The sequence below is a fragment of the Cupriavidus sp. 05T313 genome, from assembly GCF_056396665.1.
This window is the reverse complement of the sequence record NZ_JBFTLX010000554.1, coordinates 1-783: the sequence shown is the minus strand read 5'-3', so window position 1 is coordinate 783 and position 783 is coordinate 1. Positions and strand designations below refer to the sequence as shown.

The 783-nt window shown below is 55.9% G+C and carries 1 rRNA gene; it reads right to left on the bottom strand.

The features are described from left to right. Positions 1–783: ribosomal RNA gene (locus AC1DKD_RS41710) — 16S ribosomal RNA — on the bottom strand; the annotation flags it as partial.

Genomic DNA, 783 nt, shown 5'->3' with positions numbered 1-783 from the left:
AGGAGTTGCAGACCCCAATCCGAACTGAGACCGGCTTTTTGGGATTAGCTCCACCTCACAGTATCGCAACCCTTTGTACCGGCCATTGTAGCATGYGTGAAGCCCARGACATAAGGGGCATGATGATTTGACGTCGTCCCCACCTTCCTCCGAGTTGACCCCGGCAGTCTCYYAYGAGTCCCCGCCATTACGCGCTGGCAACATRGAACGAGGGTTGCGCTCGTTGCGGGACTTAACCCAACATCTCACGACACGAGCTGACGACAACCATGCACCACCTGTAAACCGACCACAAGTGGGGGACCTGTTTCCAGATCTTTCCGGTTCATGTCAAGCCTTGGTAAGGTTCTTCGCGTTGCATCGAATTAATCCRCATGCTCCGCCGCTTGTGCGGGCCCCCGTCAATTCCTTTGAGTTTTAGCCTTGCGGCCGTACTCCCCAGGCGGGGCACTTAATGCGTTAGCTACGGCGCGGAAAACGTGGAATGTCCCCCACACCTAGTGCCCAACGTTTACGGCATGGACTACCAGGGTATCTAATCCTGTTCGCTCMCCATGCTTTCGCTCCTCAGCGTCAGTTAATGCCCAGAGACCTGCCTTCGCCATCGGTGTTCCTCCTGATATCTGCGCATTTCACCGCTACACCAGGAATTCCAGTCTCCCCTACATCACTCTAGTCTGCCCGTACCCACCGCAGATCCGGAGTTGAGCCCCGGACTTTCACGGCAGACGCGACAAACCGCCTACGAGCTCTTTACGCCCAATAATTCCGGATAACGCTTGC